The 19598-nt window shown below is 30.8% G+C and carries 16 protein-coding genes and 1 tRNA gene; 10 read left to right on the top strand and 7 right to left on the bottom strand.

Annotation, left to right across the window (positions count from 1 at the left end):
• Together FHS04_RS07435 and FHS04_RS07430 are read right to left on the bottom strand one after the other, a co-directional pair.
• Nucleotides 1-336 (bottom strand): arsenosugar biosynthesis-associated peroxidase-like protein, encoded by a 336-nt coding sequence (locus FHS04_RS07435; protein ID WP_106679939.1) that lies wholly within the window; start codon nt 334-336, stop codon nt 1-3.
• Nucleotides 337-470: 134 nt separating this feature from the next.
• A tRNA-Phe gene (locus FHS04_RS07430) sits at nt 471-546 on the bottom strand.
• A gap of 185 nt (nt 547-731) precedes the next feature.
• Between FHS04_RS07430 and FHS04_RS07425 the strand changes: the two genes are divergently transcribed.
• The 7 genes from FHS04_RS07425 (at nt 732) to FHS04_RS07395 (ending at nt 8473) form a co-directional block, all read left to right on the top strand.
• Nucleotides 732-1463, top strand: a complete 732-nt coding sequence (locus tag FHS04_RS07425; protein ID WP_106679941.1) for a type III pantothenate kinase — start codon at nt 732-734, stop codon at nt 1461-1463.
• Nucleotides 1460-2776, top strand: a complete 1317-nt coding sequence (locus FHS04_RS07420; protein ID WP_106679943.1) for a porin family protein — start codon at nt 1460-1462, stop codon at nt 2774-2776. Before FHS04_RS07425 ends, FHS04_RS07420 begins: the two co-directional genes overlap by 4 nt.
• 22 nt (nt 2777-2798) lie before the next feature.
• Complete coding sequence (locus FHS04_RS07415; protein ID WP_106679945.1) at nt 2799-4130, top strand: hypothetical protein; 1332 nt, start codon at nt 2799-2801, stop codon at nt 4128-4130.
• Nucleotides 4130-4684, top strand: a complete 555-nt coding sequence (gene lptC / locus FHS04_RS07410; RefSeq protein ID WP_106679947.1) for an LPS export ABC transporter periplasmic protein LptC — start codon at nt 4130-4132, stop codon at nt 4682-4684. The genes FHS04_RS07415 and lptC overlap by 1 nt, the downstream gene beginning before the upstream one ends.
• 55 nt (nt 4685-4739) lie before the next feature.
• Nucleotides 4740-4925, top strand: coding sequence for a hypothetical protein (locus FHS04_RS07405; RefSeq protein WP_027880983.1), 186 nt, complete (start codon nt 4740-4742; stop codon nt 4923-4925).
• On the top strand, nt 4925-6214 hold the full coding sequence (locus tag FHS04_RS07400) for a hemolysin family protein (protein ID WP_106679949.1): 1290 nt from the start codon (nt 4925-4927) through the stop codon (nt 6212-6214). Before FHS04_RS07405 ends, FHS04_RS07400 begins: the two co-directional genes overlap by 1 nt.
• Before the next feature lie 132 nt (nt 6215-6346).
• Nucleotides 6347-8473: a peptidylprolyl isomerase gene (locus FHS04_RS07395; protein WP_106679951.1), complete on the top strand. Its 2127-nt coding sequence runs from the start codon at nt 6347-6349 to the stop codon at nt 8471-8473.
• Nucleotides 8474-8554: 81 nt separating this feature from the next.
• Here the strand turns inward: FHS04_RS07395 and FHS04_RS07390 are convergent, their stop codons facing one another.
• Nucleotides 8555-9823, bottom strand: coding sequence for a GYDIA family GHMP kinase (locus FHS04_RS07390; protein ID WP_106679953.1), 1269 nt, complete (start codon nt 9821-9823; stop codon nt 8555-8557).
• Nucleotides 9824-9861: 38 nt separating this feature from the next.
• On the bottom strand, nt 9862-11160 hold the full coding sequence (locus tag FHS04_RS07385) for a hydroxymethylglutaryl-CoA reductase, degradative (protein WP_106679955.1): 1299 nt from the start codon (nt 11158-11160) through the stop codon (nt 9862-9864).
• Nucleotides 11161-11339: 179 nt separating this feature from the next.
• Between FHS04_RS07385 and FHS04_RS07380 the strand changes: the two genes are divergently transcribed.
• The 3 genes from FHS04_RS07380 (at nt 11340) to FHS04_RS07370 (ending at nt 15784) form a co-directional block, all read left to right on the top strand.
• Nucleotides 11340-13526, top strand: a complete 2187-nt coding sequence (locus tag FHS04_RS07380) for a S9 family peptidase (protein WP_106679957.1) — start codon at nt 11340-11342, stop codon at nt 13524-13526.
• Between the two features lie 25 nt (nt 13527-13551).
• Nucleotides 13552-15141 (top strand): peptide MFS transporter, encoded by a 1590-nt coding sequence (locus FHS04_RS07375; protein ID WP_106679959.1) that lies wholly within the window; start codon nt 13552-13554, stop codon nt 15139-15141.
• Between the two features lie 100 nt (nt 15142-15241).
• Nucleotides 15242-15784, top strand: a complete 543-nt coding sequence (locus tag FHS04_RS07370) for a thioredoxin family protein (protein ID WP_106679961.1) — start codon at nt 15242-15244, stop codon at nt 15782-15784.
• Between the two features lie 6 nt (nt 15785-15790).
• Here the strand turns inward: FHS04_RS07370 and FHS04_RS07365 are convergent, their stop codons facing one another.
• From FHS04_RS07365 to lpxB, 3 genes are all read right to left on the bottom strand, one after another.
• The gene (locus FHS04_RS07365; RefSeq protein ID WP_221184964.1) at nt 15791-17776 is read right to left on the bottom strand and encodes a ComEC/Rec2 family competence protein; all 1986 of its coding nucleotides are present in this window, start codon (nt 17774-17776) and stop codon (nt 15791-15793) included.
• A gap of 111 nt (nt 17777-17887) precedes the next feature.
• The gene (locus FHS04_RS07360; RefSeq protein ID WP_106679965.1) at nt 17888-18466 is read right to left on the bottom strand and encodes a C40 family peptidase; all 579 of its coding nucleotides are present in this window, start codon (nt 18464-18466) and stop codon (nt 17888-17890) included.
• Between the two features lie 7 nt (nt 18467-18473).
• Nucleotides 18474-19589 (bottom strand): lipid-A-disaccharide synthase, encoded by a 1116-nt coding sequence (gene lpxB / locus FHS04_RS07355; protein WP_106679967.1) that lies wholly within the window; start codon nt 19587-19589, stop codon nt 18474-18476.
• Nucleotides 19590-19598: the final 9 nt, after the last annotated feature.

Raw genomic sequence — 19598 nt, 5'->3', positions numbered from 1 at the left:
TTAACCTTCTAATTTATTTACTTTATTCATCATTTGTACACCATGCACTAAAGATGCGCCACCACGAATTGCGCCTGCAACATGTAAGGCTTCCATCATTTCTTCTTTAGTGATTCCGCGTTGTAAACCGTCTCCAGTGTATGCATCAATACAATATGGACATTGAATTGTGTGAGCAACAGCTAAAGCGATTAAAGATTTTTCTCTTTCAGATAATGCGCCTTCTTGAAAAACGGTATTGTAATAATCGAAAAATTTTGAACCAAGCTCTTCGTTCCAGTCAGAGATTTTTCCAAATTTTCTTAAATCGGCAGGATCATAGTAAGTTTTTGACATAATTGGTGTTTGTATTTAGTTACGTAAAAAGTGAAATTACAGTTTTATGTCGAAAAAAATATTGGCTTATTACATTTTTTTTAAAAGAAGATTGTAAAAACCAAAAAACCCGAACAATTTGTTCGGGTTTTTAGTGGTGGTGCCTCCAGGAATCGAACCAGGGACACAAGGATTTTCAGTCCTTTGCTCTACCAACTGAGCTAAGGCACCAGTTGCATTATTGCGGATGCAAATATATATTCATTTTTAAAACTGACAAAACAAAAAATGGAAAAAATAAAATTTGTTTTAAAACTTTCATTGTTTGAATGTGTATTTGTCTCTAATTCAATATTATAAATAAATTAAGAAAATTTATGATTCGGTTTTGTAAATTTGGCACTTTTGGTAATTGTATGAACTTAATTATTGACGTAGGAAATACTAGTATAAAGCTTGCTGTTTTTGAAGAAGAAAAACTTTTGATAAAAAAGGTTGTTTTGGAAGAAGGATTGATTGAAGCAGTAAATAATCTGAATAAAGATTATAAAAATATAAAACATGTAATAGTATCTTCTGTAGGGAATTTGGGAGAAGACATAAAAGCGTATTTAACTAAAAATCATCAGGTTTTATATCTTTCACATCAAACCAAAATTCCTTTTAAAAATTTATATGCAACACCAAATACATTAGGTATTGATAGAATAGCATTAATAGCAGGTGCTGTAAATCAATTTCCTGATAAAAACGTATTAGTTATAGATGCTGGTACATGTATAACGTACGATTTTATTAATTCTAAAAATGAATATTTAGGTGGTGCTATTTCGCCAGGATTAAGAATGCGTTACAAGGCTTTACATAATCAAACAGCCAAATTACCGTTATTAGATACTGAAGCGATTGAAAGTATTATAGGTAATACAACCAAAACATCAATTAATAGCGGTGTTGTTAATGGATTAACTGTAGAAATTGATGGAATAATAGCTCAATACAAAGAAAAATTTAGTGATTTAACAATAATTTTAACAGGCGGAGATGCTAATTTTTTGTCTAAACAATTAAAAAGTAGCATATTTGCCAACTCAAATTTCTTGCTGGAAGGCTTGAATTTTATTTTACTCAACAACATAAGCGAATGATAAAAAAACTTTTAATAGTTTTTATTGCATTAATAGCAATTCAAAGTAAAGCACAACAAGGAGGCGGATCTCCATATTCTTTTTATGGAATAGGAAGTTTGAAGTTTAAAGGATCTGTAGAGAATAGAAGTATGGGAGGAATGGCTGTCTATAAAGACAGTATACATATTAACTTTACAAATCCAGCAACTTTTGGAGATAATAATATTGCTAGTTTTAAAAATGAAAGTAGACCTGTAAAGTATACAGTTGGAGGAAGCCACTCTGCATCAACATTAAAATCAAATTCTAGTAGTGATAAATCTAATACAACATCTTTTGATTATTTAGCACTTTCTGTGCCTATAAATAAGTTTGGTTTTGGCTTTGGACTTTTACCTTACAGCTCTGTAGGTTATAAATTAAACAACTTTTTAGATAATGGTAATCCAGAAGCTAGATATGAAGGAAGCGGAGGCGTTAACAAAGTATTTTTATCTACAGGATATCAATTAACAGAATCCTTAAGTATTGGTGCAAATGCAGATTATAACTTTGGTAATATAGAAAACTCAACGCTTGTTTACGGATATAACACAGAAGGAGATTTATTATCATATCACTCTAAAGAAACAAACTCTTCTAGCTTAAGCGGTTTAAGTTTTAATTTTGGATTGCATTTTAGAGAGATGATTTCAGATAAACTAGAAATACAATCTTCTTTTACTTATGCGCCAGAGTCTAATTTAACATCAAAAAACGAAAGACTATTTTCTACAGTAACAATAAATTTTGATGATGGTACCGAAACTTTTATAAATCAATTTGATGCAGACTTAGAAGCAAATAATTTAGATGAAACAACATTAACGTTACCATCTAAGTATAGTATTGGCGTTGGTTTAGGACAGCCACGTAAATGGTTTGCAGGTATAGAATATACAGCACAACAAACTAGTAAATTTAACAATCCACTTTACGCAAACACAGGTACGACTTTTGAAGACGCATCAAAACTATCTATCGGTGGATTTTACATACCAGAGTATAATGCGTTTTCAAGTTACTGGAAGAAAACAGTTTACAGAGCAGGATTGCGATTTGAAAATACTGGTTTAAATATCAATAATCAAACTATAAACGAGTTTGGCATGTCTTTTGGAGTAGGATTACCAGTAGGAACACCAAGAACACCATTTTCTAATGCAAATATAGGGTTAGAGTTTGGAAGACGAGGGACAACAGATGCTAACTTAATAAAAGAAAACTTTGTTAATATCAATATAAGCTTATCGTTAAACGATTGGTGGTTCCAAAAAAGAAAATACAACTAAAACAAGATAAAAATTAATAATTATGAAAACTAAGATTACATTACTAATCGCGCTATTTTTTAGTTTAAGCTTTGGTTTTTCTCAAAACGAACAAGAGTGTGGTACAAAATTATCTTTAATGGCAGAAGCTGCTAAAGCTAAAAACTATGAAGCTGCATATGCGCCATTTAAATGGTTAAGAGAAAACTGCCCAAAGTATAATCTTGCTATTTATCAATACGGAGAGAAAATTTTAGAAAATTTTGTTGAAACTAAAGAAGATAAAAAAACTTACATCTTAGAATTAACAGAGATGTGGAATGATAGAGTTCAATACTTCCCAAGTAAAACTGAAGCGGGTAAAGTAATGGTAGACGCATGTCTTCTTAAGTACGACAATAAAGAAGCTTTAGGTTTATCTACTCAGCAATTATATGATTGTTTTGATAACGCTTACAAAACAGATAAAGAAAACTTTACTAGTACAAAAGGTCTTTATTTATACTTTAAGTTAGCTGTAGATTTATATGATGCAGGAAGTATGACAGCACAACAGTTATTTGATAAGTACGACGACGTTGCAGAAAAAATAGAATACGAAGTAGAGGATAACACTAACAAGTTAAACAAGTTATTAGCTAAAAAAGATGCTGGTACTGCTTTATCTAAGAGAGAAGCTAAGTATGAAAAATATCATGGTCAAATGATTGATGCTTTTGGTAAAGTAGCAGATGGTATAGACTCTCAATTAGGTAAAAGAGCAAATTGTGATAATTTAATACCGCTTTATACTAAAAACTTTGATGCTAATAAAGATAATGCAGAATGGTTACAAAGAGCATTAAATAAAATGTATCAAAAAGAGTGTACAGATGACCCATTATTCATTAAAATTGTTAATAGAAAATATGAGTTATCTCCAGATGCAGATACAGCATACTACTTATACTTAAAAACAGGAGAAGAAAGATATTTAACAGAGTCTTTAAACTTACAAACAGATCCGTTTAAAAAGTCTAAGTTAGTTAAGAAGATTGCATTAGGTCTTAAGAAAAGAGGTAGCTTTGGTAAAGCAAGACAATACTTCCAAGAAGCATTAAGTCTAAATCCATCAGATAAAACACCTCATATCTATATAGCTTCTATGTATGCTAGTAGTGCAAATAGCTGTGGTGATACAACTTTTAATAAGCAAGCTGTATTCTGGTTAGCTGCTCAAGAGGCTTCAAAAGCAGGTAGTGCTGGAGCTAAATATGCAGAGAGTTATAATGCAAAAGCACCTTCTAAATCTCAGATTTTTAACGAAGGTAACCAAGGTCAGACTATAAAAATTGGATGTTGGATTGGTAGAAGTGTAACAGTACCAAGCTTATAATGCAAAATCAAAACTTACATATCATAAAAAACTCAGTCATAGCATTTGCTATGACTTTGTTTTTTGCATGTAAAGGCAATTTAAAGGACATTAAAAAAATGGATATGTCTGCTAACGAGCCTGTAGGTATTTCAGATAGTATTAATGTAAAATATACAGATTCTGGTCGTTTAGCAGCTAATTTAATAAGTCCAAAAATGTACGATTATAGTAATCGTAATTTTTCCTATAGCGAATTTCCTGATGGAATTTTACTTTACTTATACGATAAGCAAAATCAAAGAACAACAATTATTTCAGATTATGCTATTGTTTATAACGAAACAGATTTAATAGATTTAAGAGGTAATGTTGTTGCTGCAACTCCAGAAAAAGATACACTTTATGCAGAGCAATTATATTACGACCAAACCAAACAATGGTTATTTACAAACTTACCTGTTACCTTTAAATCTAAAGATTACGTAACTAATGGCGAAGGTTTTGACTCTGATAGAGATTTTAATAAAGCCGAAGTTTTAGGAGTTACCGGTCAATTTGCAGTTACAGAATAATTGTAGCACCTTTTACTTTTTTAGTATCTTTACAGCCTAAATTATAATTCATTACATGAAATTATTTAAATTATTTCAATACGCATATATCGTATTTGCAGTATTGTTTGTTTATGATGCGTTTGCAGAATACAATAGTACAGGACAAGTAAAATACCTTTCATTATTTTTAGCGGCTTTAGCCGTATTTATGTTCTTTTTTAGAAAGAAATTCAACAATAAATTTGATAACAATAAATAATGGTAACTTCAATAATAATTATTGTTTGTTCATTATTGCTATCGGCTTTTTTTTCGGGTATGGAGATTGCTTATGTGTCTTCAAACAAAATTCATATAGAAATTGAAAAAAAGCAAGAAGGGTTTTTAGCGCAAATACTAACAAAAATTACTGCTAAACCTTCAAAATTTATCGCAACTATGCTTATTGGTAATAATATAGCATTAGTTATTTATGGGTTGTTTATGGGCGATTTGTTGGTGCAATGGTTTCAAAGCTTTTTACCTTCAGAAAGCGGATTAGTAACCTATTTGTTAACCGATTTAAACTTGCTGACCCAAACCATAATTTCAACATTAATTATATTGTTTACTGCAGAGTTTCTTCCAAAAGTATTCTTTCAGATTTATGCTAATTCACTATTAAAAATACTAGCATTTCCAGCGTATTTGTTCTATGTGCTATTTACTTTTATTTCAGATTTTGTGATTTGGATTAGTGATGTGGTACTAAAAAAATTCTTCAAAACAGAAGGCGATCAAGTTCAACTAGCTTTTACAAAAGTAGAATTAGGTAACTATATTAGTGAGCAAATGGAAAGCGTAGAAGAACATGAAGAAATTGATACCGAAATTCAAATTTTTCAAAATGCTTTAGAGTTTTCCGAAGTAAAAGCACGCGAAGTTATGGTACCTCGTACCGAAATTACAGCGCTAGAACTTCATGATTCTGTAGACGATTTAAGCAAATTATTTACAGAAACAGGCTATTCTAAAATTTTAATTTATAAAGAAACTATAGACGAAATTTTAGGTTACGTCCATTCTTTCGATTTATTCAAAAAGCCAAAAAATATAGGCTCTATGATTATGCCTATAGAGCTGGTTCCAGAAACCATGCTTATAAAAGACATCTTAAACGTACTTATCAAAAAAAGAAAAAGTATAGCAGTTGTGGTGGATGAGTACGGTGGTACATCTGGTATTATGACTGTAGAAGATATTGTAGAAGAATTATTTGGAGAGATAGAAGACGAGCATGATAGCGTAGATTTAATTGAAGAACAAAAAGACGAAGATAATTTTGTGTTTTCAGCAAGATTAGAAGTAGACTACATTAACGAAACCTATAAAATAGACTTGCCAGAAGGTGAGAATTATGAAACTTTAGGCGGTTTAATTGTAGACTTTACAGAAGAAATTCCGCAACAAGACGAAATCGTAACTATTGACAATTTCGAATTCAAAATATTAGAAGTATCCAATACAAAAATAGATTTAGTAGCCTTAAAAATTAAAGAAGAAGATTAGCTTCAACTACATGAAAATCTTGATAATAGCTGCTTAATTTATTATTTGATTATTTATTATAAAAAGTACTTTTATTATTGAATAGAAAATGGTATTTTCGCCCACTATATTTCATAAAATTTATCATAGAAAATGGCAATTTTAAATAAAATAAGACAGAAAACAGTTGTATTAATTTTGGTTATCGCGTTAGCCTTATTCGCATTTATTTTATCAAGTTTATTTGATAACAAAGATGCATTATTTGGTAAATCTCAAGACGTAGTTGCAACCATTAACGGTAAAGACATAAGCAGAGTAGAGTTTATGAGTCTTGTAGAACAGCAACAACAACAAATGGGTGCAAACGCAACTTCAACTCAGGTAATGAACCGTGTATTTGATGCTAAAGTTAGAGAAGCTGTTATGGAAGGTCAGTTTGAAAAGTTAGGACTATCTATAGAAACTGATCAAATGAGAGATATTTTAAAAAATGCATTATCTACAAGCCCAGAATTTTTAAATGAAGCAGGTATATTTGATGAGTCTAAATTAAAAGTTTACATAGATAACTTAAAATCTACATCAGCTCAAGCATACCAAAACTGGGTAAATTATGAGCAGCAATTAGCAGTAGGAGCATTACAAACAGATTACTTTAACATGGTTAAAGCTGGTGCAACTGCAACTTTAGCAGAAGGAGAGTTAGATCATAAATTAGCTAATGATAAAGTAGATATTAAATATGTGCAAGTACCTTATAGTTCTATAGCAGATAGTACTGTTAAAGTATCAAAATCTGAAATTAAAGATTACATTTCTAAGCATAAAAAATCTTACGAGACAGAAGCTAGTAGAAGTTTTCAATATGTATTCTTTAAAGAAGAAGCATCTGCTGAAGACGAAAAGAATATCCAAAATAGTTTAAAAGAATTATTAAACGATAGAGAAGTTTACGATGAAAATGCAGAAGACAAAAAACGTACAGAAATTGGTTTTATAAACACAAAAGATGTAGAAGATTTTGTTAATGCAAATTCTGACGATATAAAATATAACGATAGATTTTTAAAGAAGTCTGCTTTACCAGAAACTATTGCAGATACAATTTTTAACCAAGAGATTGGCTTTATCTATGGACCATACAAAGAAGGTAACTACTATAAATTATCAAAACTAGTAGATAGAACTACTTTACCAGACTCAGCAAAAACAAGACACATTTTAATACCATTTATAGGAGCTTCAAGAGCGCCAGCAGATGCTAAACCAAAAGCAGAAGCAGAAGCTTTAGCAGATAGCTTATTAACAGTTTTAAAATCAGATAAATCTAAATTTTCTGAGTTTGTTACAGAATATTCTACAGACCAAGGAAGTGTAAACAACGAAGGTCGTTACGACTGGTTTGCTTACGACAGAATGGTGCCAGAATTTAGAGACTTTGCTTTTGAAGGTAAAACAGGAGATTTAGGTGTAGTAGAAACTGCATTTGGATTACATATCATTGAAGTTGAAGGTCAAAAAGGATCTTCGGATATGGTGAAAGTAGCAACTATAGCTAGAAAAATTGAACCATCAGAAGATACTAACGACAAAATATTTAGAGATGCTTCTACATTTGAAGTAAACTTAGAAAATGCAGACTTTGCAACATTAGCTAAAGAGTCTAGTTATGATGTAAGACCAATGACAGCTAAAGAATTAGACGAAAGTATACCTGGTATAGGTAACCAAAGACAAATTGTACGTTGGGCTTTTGAAGAAGGAACAGATGTAGGGGACTACAAACGTTTTACAGTTTCTGGAGGTATAGTTATTGCACAATTAACTTCAAAATCTGAAGCAGGGTTAATGAGCGTAGAAGATGCGTCTGTAACAGCTTTACCAGAGATTAGAAAAGAAAAGAAAGCTAAGTTAATCATGGATAGAGTAAGCGCAACTACTTTAGAAGAGTTTGCAAAAGCAGAAAATCAAAATGTAAGAAGCTCTGTAGCTATCAACATGAAAAACCCAACAATTTCTGGTGCTGGTAATGAGCCAATGGTTGTTGGTACAGCATTTGGATTAAATGAAGGAGAAACTTCTGGTTTAGTAAAAGGAAATACAGGTGTATTTATGGTACAAACAACTAAAAAGACACCAGCAACAGAGTTAGAAAACTATCAGCCTTTTGCAAATCAAGTAAGTACACAAAAATTAAATTCTGTACAAAACAGATTGTACAATGCTTTAAAAGAAGCAGCTGAAATTGAAGATAACCGTGCTAACACAGTACAGTAATTTTTAAATAAAAATACTATAAAAAAGCCTCTTGAAAATCAAGAGGCTTTTTTTGTGTCCGTTCTCAGCATTAAAATAAAATTATAATACCATATCAGTATAGCTTAAAATGGTATCAAACCCTTTGCTTTTAAAATACTCAGTTGGATTGTTTTTTGAAGCCACTAAAACAAAATCTCCGCCCCAAGCACCAAGACTTTTTATACTTCCTCCAAAATTTTCAAAAAGTAATTGCTTTATTGGTGTTTGATTGGTTACAGAAGCAATAATCTGTTCATGTTGGTCTATTAACGATTGAAACTTCTCTAAAGTCTCACAAATTATAATTTGTTCTGTAATTGCATTTATTTTAGAAATGGTTGTTTCTAAATTGTTTCTATTAGCTTTGTAATGTGCAATACCATCTCTACTATTTTGTTTTTTATTTAAGTGAACAAAATATAGATTATTTTTAAAATTAGGATTAAAATTTAAAGTTTCAATAACTCTTTTTTTATCATTTAATTGATAAGTTAAAGCTAAGTCTTCTTGTGCGCACGCAATGTCGTAACCACTACCGCCAAACGTTAATTCTAGTAATTTATAAGCATCAACATTAGCCCAGTTAGCGATATTATTAATTAAAGTTGAAGATGTGCCTAATCCCCAATTTTTAGGAAATTCTAATACAGTTGAAACTTTAAAACCTTCATATTTTAAAAAATCAGGATTTAACTGTTTTACAGCCGTTATAATTTGTAATAATCGATCTGAGATTTCAGGATTAGTTGTGTTTTCAATTGAAACAGTTTCATTTTGAAATGAAAATTTTGCACTAAACCAAACGTTTTTATTATGGTCTAAGCTGTTCCATGTTAGTTTATTTTTTACTTCTTTTTCAACATGAAGTGATTGTCCAAATACAGTAGGAACAGCTAATGCTTTTGCATCATCAAGCACCACATATTCTGCGGTTAGTAATAATTTTCCGTGACTGTAATAGGTCTGCATATTTTTTTCGTTATCTATTATTAAGCTGTGTTGATTGGTGGCTGAGCGTAGTCGAAGCCACTTTTTGAAATGACTTTCATTTTTACATTCAGCTAATTCAGGTAGCTTTTCAAAATTTCTATTTATTAAGGCTGTTTTTTTATTTCTACTCCAACCCTGAATTTGCTTTTCACGATTAAAAGCATCATCAATTCTGTCAAATTCTTCTAAAAATACTAGTTTAACTGGTAATCTTTTTTTAGTGTGATTAGCACCTTGTCCATTGTTGTGTTCGTTTAATCTTTGTTCAATATTAATCGTACTTCCTGTGTAAAAGGAACCATCTGAGCATTCTAATATGTAAACAAATCCATTTGGCATTATCTATTGTGACTTCGACTACGCTCAGTCACCGATTTTTATCCTCTTAATTTTTCAATCTGTTCTACAACAGCGCTATGCGAAACAGTGTTGTTTTTAAAATGATTGATTATAGTTTCTTTTTCTTGTGGTGTTGCTTCAAATTGATTTAAAATATTCATTAAATGCATTTTCATGTGTCCTTCTTGAATACCTGTTGTTGTCAAGCTTCTTAAAGCAGCAAAGTTTTGCGCTAAACCTGCAACTGCTACAATTTGCATAAGTTGCTTTGCAGTAGGATGATCTAACAAATTTAAAGCCAGTTTTACTAAAGGATGTAGACTTGTTAATCCGCCAACAGTACCTAAAGCTAACGGAATTTCCATCCAAAATGTAAATACACCATTTTCAACTTTAGCATGTGTTAAACTAGAGTATCGACCATCTTTTGATGCGTAAGCATGTACACCAGCTTCTACAGCTCTAAAATCGTTACCTGTAGCCAAAACAACCGCATCAATACCATTCATTATACCTTTATTGTGTGTTACAGCTCGGTAAGGTTCGATTTCGGCAATCTTTACAGCTTGTACAAACTTTTCGGCAAAGGTGTTTGGGTCAATATCTTTTTCGGACAAATCTTCAACTTTGCAACTTACTTCAGCTCTAACTAAACATTCAGGAACGTAGTTAGATAAAATACTCATCACAATTTCTACAGGTTCTGCAAGTTGTGTTTCAGCTTCGGTTTTAAATGTTTTTGCAAACTGTTCTAAACACGAATTAATAAAGTTTGCACCCATTGCATCTAACGTTTCAAAAGTTGCATGCAATTGGTAGTAATTATCTAAATCTGTAGTTTTATCTATAAGTTGAATGTCTAAAATACCGCCACCACGTTTTTCCATGTTTTTGGTAATTGGCTTGGCATCTGTAATTAATTTCGACTTTATTTCATCAAAAAAAGAGGTTAAAGCTTCCTTTTTACCTTTATACATAAAATGAACTTGGCCAATTTTTGTTGTGCTAATCACCTTCGTTTTAAATCCGCCACGCGTTTGCCAAAATTTTGCAGCTTTACTTGCAGCTGCGACTACAGAGCTTTCCTCGATAGCCATAGGAATAGTGTAAATTTTGTCGTTAATCACAAAATTAGGAGCAACGCCAAAAGGCAAGTAAAAGTTAGTTAAGGTATTTTCTATAAACTCGTCGTGTAACTGTTGGAGTTTTTCGTCAGAGTTCCAATATTGCTTTAAAGCTTGTTTAATAGAGTCGTTTTTAGAAAAATGATGAGTTACTAACCAATCAATTTTTTCGGTTTTTGATAGTTTAGAAAATCCAGAAACTAATGCTGCCATGTAATTAAATTTAGAAATGCAAAGATACTATACTGAAGTTAACATTTTAAGTTTGGTGTAAAAATTGATGTTATTGATGTTTTTAAAGATAGTTTAAGCTGAATTTACTGTTAATATTTACGGTTTTTTGGCTAATTTTTAGTAAACTTGACATCCTTTTATTAAATATTTAATTTTAGATGAAAATATTCAAAATTCTTTCCCTTTTTTTAGTTTTAGCAACATCTGCTTTAACCGCTCAAAACAAGCAAATTACATTAGAAGAGATTTGGAACGGTACCTTTAGAACAGAAGGTTTACAAGCGTTACACTCTATGAAAAACGGTCAACAATATTCCGTTTTAAATTTTGATAGAGCCAATCGTGCAACAACTATAGATATTTACGATTATAAAACGTTAGAAAAGACTAAAACTTTAGTAAGTTCTGCAGATATAGATGCTATACCTTACTTTACAGATTATACGTTTAGTGAAGATGAAAGCAAAGTGCTTTTAGCTACAGAAGAAGAGTCTATTTTTAGACGATCTACTTTAGGTAAATATTTTGTTTTTGATACAGAAACAGGAAAAACAACTTTAGTAACCGAAGACAAAATACAAGAACCAACATTTTCTCCAGATGGGACAAAAATAGCTTTTGGTTTAAACAATAACTTGTATGTAAAAGATTTAAATTCTGGTAAAATTACTCAGTTTACTACAGATGGCGAAAAAAATAAAATCATCAACGGAATTACCGATTGGGTTTATGAAGAAGAATTTAGTTTTGTTCGCGCTTTCGATTGGAATGCAGATAGCAACAAAATAGCATTTATCAGATTTGACGAAACTGATGTTCCAGAATTTTCGATGGATGTTTATGGTGAAGATTTATACCCAACACAATCGGTGTTTAAATACCCTAAAGCAGGAGAGAAAAACGCAGAAGTGTCGCTTCATATTTATGATTTAAAAACAAATAAAGCTGAAGAAGTTAAAGTGAATAAAGCGTATAACGATTTTTATATTCCACGTATTAAATGGACCAACAATCCAGATATTTTAAGTGCGCAATACATGAATCGTCACCAAAACGAATTAGACCTTTGGTTTATCAATGCAAAGAAAAATCAATCTGAAATTGTTTTAGCTGAAACGGATAAAGCATACATAGATGTGACATTTGATTTAACATTTTTAGAAGATGATAGCTTTATTTGGACAAGCGAAAAAGATGGATATAACCACATTTATCACTATGATAAAAACGGAAAGTTAATCAACCAAGTTACCAAAGGAAATTGGGAAGTAACCAGTTACTACGGTTATGATAATAAAACAGGTAGAATTTTTTACCAATCTGTAGAAAACGGAAGTATTAACAGAGATGTTTATGCTATAAAATTAAACGGAACTAAAAAGCGAAGATTAACAGATAAAACAGGAACAAACAATGCAGATTTTAGTGCAAATTTCACCTATTTTATCAATACATTTTCAAATGCATCAACGCCATATTTATATACTTTAAATGACGCAAAATCTGGTAAGGTTTTAAAAGTTATTAAAGATAATAGCGATTTAAAAAATCAATTAACAGATTATCAATTATCAGAAAAAGAATTTTCTACAATAAATGTAAATGGTAATGACTTAAACATGTGGATGATTAAACCTGCAAATTTTGATGCTTCAAAACAATATCCATTGTTCATGTTTCAATACTCAGGACCAGGATCGCAACAAGTAGCTAACCGTTGGAACAGTGCTAACGATTATTGGTATCAACTATTAGCTCAACAAGGTTATATAGTTGCATGTGTTGACGGAAGAGGAACAGGATTAAAAGGAGCAGATTTTAAAAAAGTAACTCAAAAGGAATTAGGAAAATACGAAGTTGAAGACCAAATAGACGCTGCAAAATTATTAGGTCAAAGAAATTATATTGATGCGTCAAGAATAGGAATTTGGGGCTGGTCTTATGGTGGTTTTATGTCAAGTAACGCCTTATTTAAAGGTAATGATGTCTTTAAAATGGCAATAGCAGTAGCACCAGTAACTAGCTGGCGTTATTACGACTCTATTTATACAGAACGTTACATGACAACACCACAAGAAAACCCAAGTGGTTATGACGAAAACTCACCAATTAACCATGTAGAAAAATTAAAAGGCGACTTTTTATTAATTCACGGATCAGGAGACGATAATGTACATGTACAAAATACAATGCGTATGGTAGAAGCGTTAGTACAAGCTAATAAACAGTTTGAATTAATGATTTACCCTGATAAAAATCATGGTATTTATGGCGGTAATACAAGATTACAGTTATATACTAAAATGACAAACTTTATAAATCGTACATTAGGCGATAAACTTTAAATAAAAACTAACTAAATTATACATTATGGAATTTAAATTTGGAGGTTCAGAAACCAATCAAAAGACTGTTTTAGGTCATCCTTCAGGGCTATTTGTCTTGTTTTTTACTGAAATGTGGGAACGTTTTTCTTATTACGGAATGCGTGCGCTTTTAGTGCTTTTTTTAGTGTCATCATTACTAGAAGAAGGTTGGGGCTGGGAAAGAAGTGATGCATTAGTATTATATGCATGGTATACTGGATTAGTTTATTTAACACCAATTATTGGAGGTTTTTTAGCAGATAAAATTTTTGGATATAGAAAAGCAGTTGTCCTTGGTGCATTTATAATGACGTTAGGTCATGCAAGTATGGCTTTAGAAGGTATGTCTAATATATTTTTCTATTTAGGTTTATTATGTTTAATATTAGGTAATGGGTTATTTAAACCAAATATTTCTTCTATAGTAGGTCAATTATATAAAGGAAATGGTAAAGAAAAAGATGCAGGATATACTATTTTTTATATGGGTATTAATGCAGGTGCATTTTTAGGAATTTTATTATGTGGTTATATTGGTGAAAAAGTTGGATGGCACTATGGTTTTGGATTAGCTGGGATATTTATGTTCTTAGGAATGTTACAATTTTATTTTGCACAATCAATATTTGGAAACATAGGTTTGTCTCCTAAACAAACTCAAGATTTAGATGACTCTGTAGAAGATACCATTGAAGAAATAGGTGAAAATATAGAAGATGTGGCAGATGAAGCTGAAAACTCTAAAGTGGTAAGAGATAGAATTACAGTTATTGGAATTTTTGCTGTATTTACAATCTTCTTCTGGTGGGCATTTGAACAAGCAGGAGGATCAATGACTATTTTTGCAGCAGATTATACAGATAGAGCTTTAGAAGGTAGCGCTGCAAATACATTTAAAATTGTAAATACAATTATTACATTAGTACCAATGGTAGTAATAACTTGGGTATTAATAATGCTATTTAAACAAACTTTCGGAAAATATTCTATGTCTAATGTGTGGCTAGGTTTAAGCTTTTTAATTATTTGGGGGATTGTAATTTGGATGCTTAAAAAAGAATTCTCTTCTGATGCAACAGAAGTGCCAGCATCTTGGTTTTCAGTTTTAAATTCATTATTCATTATATTATTTGCTCCATTGTTTTCAAAGGTTTGGGAAAGTAAATTTAACCCATCAGGACCTATAAAATTTGCATTAGGTTTAGTATTGTTAGGTATTGGTTTTGCTGTTTTATCTTATGGTGCATCCGCAATTCCTGAAGGAGCAAAATCAGCTTCAGTAAGCTTAATGTTTTTAGTTGTAGCTTATTTATTTCATACGTTGGGAGAGTTATGTATTTCGCCAGTAGGTTTGTCTTATGTAAGTAAGTTAGCTCCTTTAAAATTAGTTGGATTGATGTTTGGTATATGGTTTATAGCAAACTTTATAGCAAACTTTTTAGGAGGTATTACAGGAAGTTATATAGATCAAATTTCTGAAGAGTATGGACTGTCAACATTCTTTTTAATATTTACAGTAATTCCTATCGCAGCAGCTGTTATATTGGTTGTTATTAATCCAATGATGAAGCGAATGATGCACGGTGTAAAATAATTATAAGTAATTAATATAAAAAAAGCGTCTCAATTTAGAGGCGCTTTTATTTTTTGTAAATTTGGAATACATTTTGCGACTACAATTAAAAACAATATATATGAAAACTTTTTTTATAGCCTTTACAATGCTTTTTGCATTAAATATTACCGCACAAGAAATTAATTGGATGTCTTTAGAAGAGGCTTTAGAGGCACAAAAAACTGCTCCTAAAAAAATATTTATAGATGCCTACACTGTTTGGTGTGGACCATGCAAAATGCTAGATCGTAACACATTTAAAAATGAAGACGTTGTAAAGTATATTAACAAAAATTACTACGCAGTCAAATTTAATGCTCAAGGAGATGAAGAGGTAACTTATAAAGGAAAAACATATTCTAATCCTGGTTATGACCCTGCAAAAGCAAAAACAAGAAACGCTAATCATCAGTTATCTCGTGTTTTTGGTATAAGAGCATTTCCTACATTAGTGTTTTTAGATGAACAATCTAATGTGTTAGCTCCAATTGTAGGATATAAAGATGCTCAAGGCTTAGAATTGTACTTAAAAATGTTTGCACAGAATGATCATAAGGACATGAAAACTCAAGAAGATTTCAACGCATATTATGAGAATTTTAAATTTCAGTTCAAAAAATAAAAGTATTTAATCAATTATAAAAGCTCCCGTTTTTCCTGTTTGGTAAAACGGGATTTTTTGTTTTAAGCAAGTAGTTTTCCAACGTAAAATATAAGATTTATAATTACTTCCATCTGCAATAATAGCAATAGGCTGTATGCTGTCTATTAATCGATTTAAGTTAATTTTTGGCGATTGCGTAAGTAATACATAATCAATTTTTAAATTTATTACTGGATATACACCTAAACTATCAATAACTAAAAGTGTTTGGTTTTTTATATTGAAAATGGGCTGTATAGGTTTTGGTCTTTCAATGTTTAAATTATTTTTAACAGCAAAAGTTCTTGGGATTGTATTTGTTTCAACACTTTCAAGATTAGAATACAATTGAAGCTTTTTATCAACTTTTTCACCAATTATGGTGTATTTACTTTTATGAAAAATATATAATTTTTCACCTTTATTTTGACTTGTATTAAAGATGAAATTTGCTTGAAAACCAATAATTAATGCTAAGGAATAGAATACCCATTTCGCTTTTCGGTTAAAATAAAATTGATAGATCGTGAAAATTAATAAGTAACTTATAATCACCTGAAAAACATTGAAAGAAATGTCTTGAAATAAAAAGCTTTCTTGTCGTGCAATCCATTCAAAAAAAGTGTTCATCATTCTTATAACAAAAGAAAAAATATCGGCTATAAACTCAGGTAACAAATCAATCAAAGCTAGCGTAATAACTAATAGACCTAAGCCTAATATAATCCCTAAAACCGGAATAACCACCAAGTTAGATAACCAAAACAAGCTTGGAAATTGATGAAAATAATACAGGCTTATTGGTATGATTCCAAATTGAGCAGATACAGTAACTGTAAGTGTTTTCCAAAGTAAGTTAAGTAATTTGTTTTTTGGTTTTAGTAAAGGTTCTATGATGGGCTGAATGCTTACTATAGCAAAAACAGCCGCATAACTTAACTGAAAACCTACATCAAAAATGAAGCTAGGTTTAATTAATAAAAGGACAAAAATTGAAGTCGCTAGTGTGTTGTAAATATTTGATGTTCGTTTTAAATTTAAACCAATAGCAACAATGCTAAACATAGTTGTGGCGCGTACAATTGAAGCAGAACTACCAGCAATTATAGCATAGCTCCAAAGCAATAATAAAATAACAATTGTTTTTATAAAATAACCGTGTTTGATACGTTCTAAAGGTTTTAAAACAAAACTTAAAATAAGTAAAATAATACCAACATGTAAACCGGAAACCGCCAAAATATGTATTGCGCCTGCATTAGTGTAACTGTCGTAAAGATCTTTGTCAATACCTTGACGTTGCCCTAAAATTAGAGCATTAATTATAGATAATTCGTCTTTAGTAAAATTGTAGTTTTTTAGCTTTTTATTGATAAGCTGTCTAAAGCTGGCGGCATGACCACGTTGTGTATTTGTGTCATTATTTAAAAGGAAAAGCTCTGAATCTTTACTGTATAATTGATAAAAAACCTGTTGATTTTTTAGATAGTTTTTATAGCTAAACTGATCAGGATTTAATGGTGATTTTATATCATTTATTTCGGTTTTAGTTACATAAATATCATCAACTTTCAATGTATTTGTAGTAGAATCTTTTTCAATATTTAATAATGCTTTACCGTTGGTGTTTTGATAGTCTACTTTCAAAATTTCAATATAATAACGGTCGCTAAAAGCATTTGGTTTTAAAAATTCTTTAACTTGAAAAGTGATTAATTGTGGTTGTTGATTTTCTTCTTTAAAATGAAAAAAATGAGATTTTTCTAAAAGACTTTTATTGATCGTAGAGACAAAAATGCCTAAAATAATACAAGTTAAAATTGCTGAAAAACCAAACCAAACTGTATTGTTGTATTTATCTTTAAAAATGAAATAAACTCCAGCTGTAATTATAAAACTAGCGATGAGAATTACTAATGCATAATTAATTTCTATCAGAAAAAATTCTGATAAAAGGATGCCAAAAATCAACCCGATGGTTAGTCTTACTATGCTGAATTTGAGAAGCTTCACTTCTCTAATATAGCAAATAATTGATTATTCGTTCTGTGTTTTAAAGATTATTTTAAGTTTTAGAAAGAATTATAATACACGACGCGCTTGTACAAAAGCAAAATACCAGTATTTTTCAGATAGTAAAGATCTAATAACACCACGACTTGTGCTAGCATGGATAAACTCTACACGACCTAAACGCGCAGAAGTAACCAAACCAACATGATTAACTTGTCTGCTATTTCTTTTAGTAGCAAAAAATAGCAAATCGCCTTCTTTTACTTCTTTTAAATCTACCCAATCTCCATAAGTAGATAGCTGACTTGTGGTACGCGGTAAGTTAATGTCTTCTTCAGAAAAAGCAGTATACATCAAACCAGAACAATCCATTCCTTTTTTTGTAGTACCGCCATATTTGTATCTAACACCTTCGTAAGTGCTTGCGTTTTCAATGATTTTTTCGATTAATGCATTGTCAATTTCTTCTACAATAACTTCAGTTGAAGTTGTTGCCTTTTTAGTAGTTGCTCTAGTAGAAGGTTTACGTACTTCTGGTGTTTTAGTGTTTTTTTCTTCCTCTTTTTTTGTAACAATAATAGGTCTGTTTTTAGAGCCACCACAAGAAAAAATGGTAAGTAGTAATAAAATTAAAGCAGATCTTTTCATTAAAAGGCTAATCATTTAAAGACTCAAATATAAGAGTTGCTGTTTTTAAACTGGCACCTTTTCCTCCTAATTTTTTTTCTAAATCGTAATAATCAATAAAAAACTTAGTACGCTCGTATTCATCTAAAATTAGATCTAATTCTTTTTTTAGACGTTTTTTATTAAAATCATTTTGAATAAGTTCAGTAACAGCTTCTTTTTCTAAAATAAGATTGACTAAGCTTATAAAATCAAGGTTTACAACACGTTTCCCTATTTGGTAAGAAATCCAACTACCTTTATAACAAACCACTTGAGGTACTTTAAAAAGTGCTGTTTCTAAAGTTGCAGTACCCGAAGTTACTAACGCAGCTGTAGATAAGCTTAGTAAATCATACGTTTTGTTATTTATAAAGTTAACATTGTCTTGCTTTATAAACTGCTTGTAGAAGTCGTAATCTTGTCCTGGTGCGCCAGCAATTACAAACTGATAATCTTCATAATCATTAACAAGACTTAGCATAACCGAAAGCATTTTTGTGATTTCTTGTTTACGGCTACCAGGTAATAATGCAATAATTGGTTTATCACTTAAATTGTGTGTTTTTCTAAATTCTGAATCATCAATTTGTGTTCGGTTAGAAATAGCATCAATTAAAGGATGACCTACAAAATGAACAGGAAAATTATGTTTCTTTTCATAAAAATCTTTTTCAAAAGGAAGGATCACATACATTTGATCTACATCCCGTTTTATGTCTTTAATTCTGCCTTCTTTCCAAGCCCAAATTTGTGGTGAGATGTAATAGTGTGTTTTAAAACCTTTTACTTTTGCCCATTTGGCAATACGTAGGTTAAACCCAGGATAATCAATAAAAATGATGGCGTCTGGATTGTAATTTTCAATATCTTTTTTACAAAACGACAAGTTTTTGGCAATGGTGCGTAAGTTCATCACTACTTCTACAAATCCCATAAAAGCTAATTCTTTGTAGTGCTTAACTAAAGTGCCTCCAACTGTTTCCATCAAATCTCCACCCCAAAATCTAAAGTCTGCATTTGCATCTACTTTTTGTAAAGATTTCATAAGGTTAGAGCCATGTAAATCTCCAGAAGCTTCACCCGAAATAATATAGTATTTCATTTATTAAAT

It is taken from the genome of Mesoflavibacter zeaxanthinifaciens subsp. sabulilitoris (assembly GCF_014191595.1).
Taxonomy (GTDB): Bacteria; Bacteroidota; Bacteroidia; order Flavobacteriales; family Flavobacteriaceae; genus Mesoflavibacter; species Mesoflavibacter zeaxanthinifaciens.
This window is presented reverse-complemented; position numbering and strand designations above follow the sequence as displayed.